The following is a 7,925-nucleotide window of genomic DNA, read 5'->3' as shown; positions in this document are numbered from 1 at the left end:
AAATTCAGCGTTATCAAAAAATAATCAATATGCAAATGAGACCAGATGGGGCCATTCCCCACTTTGATATGGAGACAAAAAACGTAGTGTATTTAAAACATAATATGCTTTCTAGATAGCATATTATTCCATATAAAATTATAGATTAATTGTTAATACTATTTCTTTAAGCGTGATCCATATAGCTTTGTCATTTTATAAGCACATATTTATCCTTTCCACTATTTTTAGTGCTTAAAAACCCATATTCAAATACAAAGAGAATACAAACATTCATGCTGTAATCTCATCTCTATAAACTTAAGTGAATGCCTATGCGAACATTATTCGTTTAAGGTACGATTAAATCAATTCTATTGTCTAATTCAGTCTCATGGATTCTTCTTATAAAAAACATATTAAGTCTATATCATCTTATAATCAACGATACCAAGATAATTGGTATAAAATTTGATCCTGATAAAGTTATTATACTCCGCCATAGTTTTGCTACACATTTATTGGAAACAGGTGTTAATCTGCGTCAAATTCAGGTACTTTTAGGATATAGTTCTAGCAAAACGACGGAAATCTACACCCATGTAGCCACAAATACTTTTAAGACAATAAAAAATCCACTAGATTAGTCCACCAATAAAATGGAAATAACCGTATTCATACGTATATCCGTACGTTAGGCAATATTAAAACTTAGATGGAAAACAAAACTAAAATAAGAATTAAAGACGCTTTTGATTCAATTCTTAGAGCTGATTATTTATCGATAGATAGAATAAAAGATCTTAATCAATTGAGCGATTATTATGTTGATCCTTTCAATACAATTTCCAGCATACTTCAAAAACAAGATAACTTTATTTCAGGCAGAAGAGGAACAGGTAAAACAACTGCATTACTTAAAGGCTATTTTGAGTGCTTAAAAACACTCAAAAAAGATGAAAAGTCTGATTATTTTGATGAAGACAAAATTTTACCATTATATATTGATTTAAGTAATTGTAATGACCTTTTTGAAAAAAACAATTTAGCTCTTTTAGAAATTCATTTTGTACGACAACTAATAGATTCTTTAAAGAGACAGATAGAAGCCGTATTGGATGAGAAATTTCTACTTGTATTTAAAAAAGAGAATCCTGCTTTAGACGATTTAGACGCTATAGAAAAGCTTCTAATAGAAGGGGTAACTATTTCTCAATCTAAAACAATAGCAGCAACAGAAAAAAAGAGTTCAGAACAAAGCGATAGTTTGGGCTTTACTGTAACTCCTGAAAAAGTGGGTTTGACAGGCCAAATGTCAGATAAATATGGAACAGAAGAAACTAGGAGCTACAATCAAACAAAAGGTTTAAACATTCAAGAGTTTTTAAATAAAATTAAAGACATAATTAAAAAAGCAAAAATTGATTATGTATATCTATTTCTTGATGAATACTCTGATTTAAATAATGAATCACAAAATCATTTAGCAGGCTTAATAAAAAGCCTTTTAGGTTCTAAAACTAATTTGTTTATTAAAATTGGAGTTATAACAGATAGGTTTGACTTTGGAAAAAACATAATTATTGGTAGAGATATTTTTCATATTCCATTGGATTTAAATGAACATGTTGAGAGATTAGGTGGTTTAAGTCCTGCACTAAATAAATTTGAAGAGTTAATCCACGAATTAGTAGAAAAAAGATTTTTAGCATTTGAGGTAGGTCTGACTTTTGAAGAAATTCTAAAAGCAAATAAAAATGAGATAGTAGCTAGAATAGCAAGAGAATCAATTGGTGTTACTCGAACGATAGGCTTAATTCTTCAAAATGCATGGAAACAAGCTGAAATAGGAAATAACAAAATTGGATTAGCGGAAACTAATTATGGAATAAGATCGGCAAGAAAAACTTACTTTAAACAATATGAAGGAGCTGTAAAAAGGAAATTAATCCCAGGTTTTTATAATGATCTGTGGAATGCCATAATAGGTAAGGCTATTTATGAAAAAGACAAGCATCCTGATAGACCGGCCAGTCATCTTTTAATTGATCCGAAACGAAATCACTACCTGAACGTTTTTAAAGAAAATTTTATTTTGCATTTATTAGAAGAAGGGCGTTCTTCAAAATACGGCGGCAATTACAACCTATATTCAATCGACTATGATATTTGTCAAGATTTAAACATCAAGTATGCCGAATCTAAGGATCATTATACAGGTATTAGATTTATCTATGATGATGTTATTTCTAGTTTTGATGGCTATTTCTCCACTGAGCAATTGAAAAGTTACAAGTGTCCAGAATGTGATAAAATATATCAAGAGAATGAAGTTTCGCAAGCAAAGGTCAAGAGATGCTTTGAGGATGATTCTAAATTAGAAGAAATTATACACCAAGAATTTGAAATTACAGATGGAAACTTTGCTGAAGTTGAAGTAAAAATTCTTGGTCTTATTGCAATGTTAACAAAAGAGGACAATATGTCTGCAGTGGAAATTGCAAATTCAGTTGGTTGCAACAGACAAAAGGTATCGGGTTGGTGCTCAAGAGTCTTGGCGCCAAAAGGAGACGTGATAATTGAACACAAAAACGGAAAAAATTACTATTACGGAGAGTAATTAAAACATTGCCTAACAAACACTAAAAAAACATAGCCACCCTATGGGATGGCAACGTTTTTTAGCGTAATCGTTACCACACATTAAAAAAAACCAATCTTTATGAAAGAATCTGAAAAACTACCGATTAACAATGTTATTATTAATGATGGATTAAACGAATATAATACTGAACAGATTTATACCGACAAAAACATTTACGGATTAGCACAAAGAACAATATCTTTTAAGCTGTTACAACCTTGGAACTCACATCTGATTGATAAAATAAATTTAGAAGGAGCTACTTTAATTATAAAAACAGATTCTGAACATAAAAAGAACGAAATATCAATACAGAACGCAAGTCCAGAATTGACTAATGAGTTTTATAAAGTTGTTTAAAGTGATTATCCCACTGTAAATCTTTAAAGCCTATTAAAGTTGCGATACAAAAAACAATTTCATTTGACTTAATCGGACTTAAATTAGGTAGTTTTTCTATAAAGATTAACCTAATTGATTCAATTGTAATATCATTATTTAATTCTGGGGATTCGGGTAATGGTAAATTTATTGCCGTCATAATATATAATTTTTAATTTAAACTCATTCGCTTTAATATTGGCGGAATGAAGAACCATAATGTGATTAAAAAAAACGTGTGGTAGTCGAGTAGGTAAAGGGGAGTTTCACCCCTAAACCTCTCTCAGAACCGTACGTGAACCTCTCGATTCATACGGCTCTTGTTATACAGTCGATAAAGTCTAAATAAATTTAGACCAATTTATATCCCAGTTCCCAATGATAGGGTTATGGGAATCGACTTTGTTTGTTCTTTAAAAATCATCCTTACAATTTTAAGTTGTTCTTAAATTTAAACTGTATAACTGAAGTCCTTCGCTCCACACCCATTACAGGAGTTTCAACACTACTACAACTTCATCCGCAACCTATGCCCTCATTAGTAATCGACTCACAGGTATTTCCTGCTTGTGTTTTCCTTTTCGCATAGCACATAGGCTTCCTGTGGTTCCACAATAAAGCCTGAATAGAAGTCATGCCTGCTTTATGACGGTTGCCGTGTAGACAGTAATTAGGTTCCCTCTACACTTATCCCTGACTCCTCGATATAAATCAGGTTTTGACAACAACTGGTCATTTCGTCACTTCATCGCAAGGTTCGCTTTCGCTCATCTCTTCTACCCTTACCTGACTATTTTAAATAGCCTTTTCTTCTATCGCTTCACACATCTTCGTTGCCTTGGATGCGTCATAGAAGTGGTTTGATGAGTTTTCCTAAAAAACCCTCATCCGAAGGACCTACCTCCATCTTTATCATAGCTTACACAGCACACATCGAGTAGACGGGTCCGCCCCTAGTTAGGAACGGACTGCGCCTCTCACACCACTAAGCGTACGGGTCTCGTACTTAGCGGTTCAGTAATGATGCAGTTTTGTGGTATTCGACTAAACTTATATAACCCCTCATTTTTAATCGTTTTACGGTTATTGTAGTTCCCAGTATAGGGCTTTGGGCTATTGCCCATCCTCCCATTCTTGTTCGACTCCAAGCGTATGCCTGTCCCATTGAAATCCCTAACCGTATTAAGTTTTTACACTTGCGGTCTGGTTTCTTCCAGTGATGCCAAATACAGTAGCGTAACCGATTCCTAAGCCATTCATCAAGCTTTTTCAGTTTACCCTGAATACTGCCTAATTTGAAATAATTTACCCAGCCTCTTATCAACCAATTCAGTCGTTTCATTCGCTCATCAAAACTCATTGGAATCGTCTTTCTGGTCAAGTATTTTAGCTTTTGCTTTAACTCTGCCCATTTGGACTTCTTCGCAATCAGTTGATATTTCCCCTTTTCTCCCTTTTTGTATGTGGGTACAAAACCGTACCCTAACAAATTAAAAGTTTGAGGGCGGCAAATGCCACTCTTTTCTTGGTTAATGGGTAAGTGTAATTTATCTCGCAAATACTTATAGATACTATTACCTACTCGCTTTGCCGACTTTTTAAGGCGAACGTAAATACTAAAATCATCGGCATAACGAACATATTTGTGTCCTCGTTTCTCCAATTCTTTATCTAATTCATTGAGTAGAATGTTGGATAGTAGAGGGCTCAAAGGCGAGCCTTGCGGTACGCCTTTTCTACGTTTGATTAATTTACCATTGATTTGTATCGGCGCTCGTAAAAATGACCGTAATAACTTCATCGTTGCTTTACACTTTACTTTCTTGTAAATCAAATCTAGTATCAGGCGGTGTTCTACTTCGTCAAAAAATGATTTGAGGTCCATATTCACTACATCTTGATAGCCAGAATTGATGTTCGATAAGCTTTGTGTTACTGCTTGATGCGCATTACGATTGGGTCTAAATCCATAACTATGCTGTTGAAAGTCTGCCTCGAATATAGGTTGTAATACTTGATGTAATGCTTGTTGATAAACGCGGTCTACAACGGTAGGAATCCCTAATAATCGGGTCTTACCATTGCTTTTAGGTATTTCAACACCTAGAATTGGCGACACCTGATACGTCTCTCTTTCTATTTGTTCGTTGTAGGTATTTCCATGTGCTTTTAATGTAGATTTTAGGTAAGTAACCTGTAACCCATCTACACCGGCTGCTCCCTTATTACCATACACGCGCAAATAGGCTTCGTTTAGATTTTTCTTGTTAATTACTTGTTCAATCATTTACTGTATTCTGTTGTCTCGCTTAATCAAAGGCTGCTTTTTGAAAGGAGGCTGTCCTTAATCCAAAAAGCTCCTCTGTCTATTAAAGACCATTACTGTTCAGTCCTTCATTGTTACTATCAGGGTAACGATTACTATGACATCGGCTGACTTCTCTACCTAACCAACTCGTAGTTGTAGAGACCTCCCCAGGTAAGAACATCTTCTTTAACTTGATTCCTGCCGCATCTACATTAATACACTTTTGGTATTCTTTTGGGCTTTGCAATGATGTGTTTACTTACCCATGTTTTAATGCCTCATATGCGATTCCTGTTCGTCAGTACCAAGTTTTGTAGGATCGCTTCCTTCAGATGTAACCTCACGGTTACCACCCTTGCGACTTACTAATGGTTCAAGGCGTTACCCCTGCCCATAAGGGACTTGCACCCTCTAAATTAATTAACTACATTTCTGTAGTTAAAAAAGATGCCCATGCTGGGCACACACAATGTATAAAAAACATAGGGCGTTTGTGCTAAACCTAAAGGTCTGTGAGTATTAACTAAATCCGCTAAATATAAAATTTGACGTTTATAAAAGAAAAAATAAAAGCAAAATATTTATATTTAGCTAAGTAATAAACCGAAACGAAAGTGCTTATCACCTGCCCTACGTTTCTTAGTGTGCCGAGCAAGCAACGAGCGGCAAAGTACTCGTTGTGAACTGTAATTAAGATGGTGGAACCGACCCACCAACGTCGTCTTATAGGAGAAGGCGTTAAACCACCTAAAGGTGCTGTTGTAAAGAGCAATGGTATTGAGCGTTTAGGAAACGGCTAGTCAAGAACTGGTCAGGTATGGATAAAAGAGATGAACTAAAGTGAACCCCTTCTGAGGTGTCGAGAAGTAGGTACATCCTGTCAAAAGCTACGAAGTATGATACGGAGTTAAACAGTATAGCGAACACCTAATTATTGGCTATGCGGCAGGCGTCATTCAGGGGGCATGAATTTTATCTAGGCTTAGATACGGAACTCGGGAACCTGACTATAAATGTAAAGGGAAATACACAATAGGATCAACCTAGAGGTAGAATACCAAAGTTATTTTCAGGGACGGACTAACCCGTAGTAGCGTTGAAGTTTCTGTAATGGAGATGGAGTAAAGGGGTTAGGTTATACAGTTGCATTACATTTAACAACTCATTATCGAGGATGACTTTATGGAATGAAACAAAATCAATACCTATAAGCAAAGCCATGATATGGCTAGCTTACAAAAGAGTGCGAGCCAACAAAGGAAGCGCAGGAATAGACTTGGTTAGTATTGAGCAATTTGATACTGACCTGTCTGCAAACCTGTACAAGCTTTGGAATCGTATGGCATCAGGAAGCTATTTTCCTCCTCCGGTCAAAGAAGTGGAAATTCCTAAAAAGGATGGAAAAGTTCGAAAATTAGGAATACCGACAGTAAGTGACCGAATAGGGCAAATGGTGGTCAAGATTTTTTTAGAACCTCGTTTAGAAAAGGAATTCAGTCAAAATTCATTTGGTTACAGACCCAAAAAAGAGTGCGCATCAAGCACTTGAGCAGGTCAGGAAAAACTGCTGGAAAACAGATTGGGTGATTGACCTTGACATTAAAGGGTTCTTTGATAACATTGACCATGACAAACTGATGCTTGCTGTAGAGAGACATGTACCCGAAAGATGGGTCAGACTCTATATAGGACGTTGGCTGGCATGTCCAGTAATGACCAAAACTGGAAAACTACTCGTAAAACAAGGAAAAGGAACTCCGCAGGGCGGTGTAATAAGCCCCTTATTGGCGAACCTCTTTCTACATTACGGTTTTGACAGATGGTTAGAACAGATTGACAGAGCAGTAAGCTATACTCGTTATGCCGACGATGTTATTGTAAATTGTAAAAGTCAAAAGCACGCTGAACAAACGCTGATAGCTATCCGAAACAGAATGGCACAAATAGGTCTGGAGTTACATCCAAAGAAAACCAAAATTGTGTACTGCAAGGATTATCGCAGAAAAGGAAATTACCACAACGTTAAGTTTGATTTTCTAGGCTATTCTTTTCAACCTAGGACTTCCAAATCTAAAAAGCGAAGCGGACTATTTCTAGGCTTCGATTGCAGTATCAGTATAAGTTCGAGAAAACGTATTGCAGCTAAGTTAGGAGAGCTTAAAGTGCATAGAATGACTTCCAATAGTATCGTAGGCATCGCTAAAATTCTCAATCCTATGATCAGGGGATGGATCAATTACTACGGGAAATTCAGGAAATTAATGCTTCACGGAATCTTCAAAATTTTAAACAATCGTTTAGTGAAATGGGCAAGAAAAAGGTATAAACGTTATAAAACTAGTATAAAACGGGCTTACAAATGGTTTTTTAGAATTCAGGAACAGTTTCCTAATCTATTTTATCATTGGAAAATGGGATATACAAAGTGAAAACGTTAATTTAGGTTTGTATAACAAGAGCCGTATGATGGGAGACTATCACGTACGGTTCCTTTAGATTTGAATTTAGAAATAACACATAATTATCTTAATATTGATGTTGTTGAAAAGAGGGGTCTGGGGGAGACTAATATCTTATTAAATGTTCATATTTTTATTGAAAAGAGCGGGGTGA

At 35.6% G+C, this 7,925-nt stretch carries 6 protein-coding genes and 1 pseudogene; 5 read left to right on the top strand and 2 right to left on the bottom strand.

The window, feature by feature from the left end; translation table 11 throughout:
• Positions 1-470: 470 nt before the first annotated feature.
• From ES765_RS21045 to ES765_RS21035, 3 genes and pseudogenes are all read left to right on the top strand, one after another.
• Positions 471-626: pseudogene (locus tag ES765_RS21045) on the top strand (tyrosine-type recombinase/integrase); the annotation flags it as partial.
• A gap of 68 nt (positions 627-694) precedes the next feature.
• The gene (locus ES765_RS21040) at positions 695-2,599 is read left to right on the top strand and encodes a hypothetical protein (RefSeq protein ID WP_138116451.1); all 1,905 of its coding nucleotides are present in this window, start codon (positions 695-697) and stop codon (positions 2,597-2,599) included.
• A gap of 102 nt (positions 2,600-2,701) precedes the next feature.
• Positions 2,702-2,983: a hypothetical protein gene (locus ES765_RS21035; RefSeq protein ID WP_138116449.1), complete on the top strand. Its 282-nt coding sequence runs from the start codon at positions 2,702-2,704 to the stop codon at positions 2,981-2,983.
• 1,027 nt (positions 2,984-4,010) lie between these two features.
• Here the strand turns inward: ES765_RS21035 and ltrA are convergent.
• Both ltrA and ES765_RS21025 read right to left on the bottom strand, forming a co-directional pair.
• Entirely contained in the window at positions 4,011-5,291 is a 1,281-nt protein-coding gene (gene ltrA / locus ES765_RS21030) for a group II intron reverse transcriptase/maturase (RefSeq protein WP_138116448.1), read from the bottom strand.
• A gap of 82 nt (positions 5,292-5,373) precedes the next feature.
• Complete coding sequence (locus tag ES765_RS21025) at positions 5,374-5,559, bottom strand: hypothetical protein (RefSeq protein WP_138116446.1); 186 nt, start codon at positions 5,557-5,559, stop codon at positions 5,374-5,376.
• A gap of 927 nt (positions 5,560-6,486) precedes the next feature.
• Between ES765_RS21025 and ES765_RS22495 the strand changes: the two genes are divergently transcribed.
• On the top strand, positions 6,487-6,861 hold the full coding sequence (locus ES765_RS22495) for a hypothetical protein (protein ID WP_249356647.1): 375 nt from the start codon (positions 6,487-6,489) through the stop codon (positions 6,859-6,861).
• On the top strand, positions 6,821-7,741 hold the full coding sequence (locus tag ES765_RS21020; RefSeq protein ID WP_249356645.1) for a reverse transcriptase domain-containing protein: 921 nt from the start codon (positions 6,821-6,823) through the stop codon (positions 7,739-7,741). The genes ES765_RS22495 and ES765_RS21020 overlap by 41 nt, the downstream gene beginning before the upstream one ends.
• Positions 7,742-7,925 lie beyond the last annotated feature (184 nt).

Source organism: Maribacter sp. ACAM166 (assembly GCF_005771495.1).
In the GTDB taxonomy this organism is placed as follows: Bacteria; Bacteroidota; Bacteroidia; order Flavobacteriales; family Flavobacteriaceae; genus Maribacter.
Note: the sequence above shows the minus strand (reverse complement) of the source record. Positions and strands in the feature narration are given on the sequence as shown.